We start from the raw sequence: 393 nt of genomic DNA, 5'->3' as shown, positions 1-393 counted from the left end.
AAGCCGATCTGGCCGATCAGCTCCTGGATCGGGTAGCCGCGTACGTGGATGCGGCCGGGTTCGATGTCGATGATGTCGGTGCGCCAGTAATCGGCAGCGAGGCCGGCGGCGTCCTGTGTCGGTGCGGTCGTCATGATCAGATGGCGCCTTCAGCGCGCAAGGCTTCGATTTGGTCGTGGCGGTAGCCGAGCCTGGTGAGCCAGTCGTCGGTATGGGCGGAGAGCATTGGCGCGGGGGTCTGCGGGCACGGGTCTTCGCCCGAGAGGAGGAACCCCGCGCGCGTCACGTGCTGCCCCGCTTCCGGGAACGCGGTGACAAAGCCGCGGCCCGTCACTTGTTCGTGCGCCAGCACACCAGGCACGTCGAGCACCAGCCCGGCGGGAACGCCAGCCT

At 68.2% G+C, this 393-nt stretch carries 1 pseudogene; it reads right to left on the bottom strand.

Annotation, left to right across the window (positions count from 1 at the left end):
• Positions 1-136 precede the first annotated feature (136 nt).
• A pseudogene (locus tag I6F37_RS43855) lies at positions 137-393 on the bottom strand (CoA transferase); the annotation flags it as partial.

Origin of the sequence: Bradyrhizobium sp. NBAIM08, assembly GCF_020193935.1 — a bacterium.
In the GTDB taxonomy this organism is placed as follows: domain Bacteria; phylum Pseudomonadota; class Alphaproteobacteria; order Rhizobiales; family Xanthobacteraceae; genus Bradyrhizobium; species Bradyrhizobium yuanmingense.
Note: the sequence above shows the minus strand (reverse complement) of the source record. Positions and strands in the feature narration are given on the sequence as shown.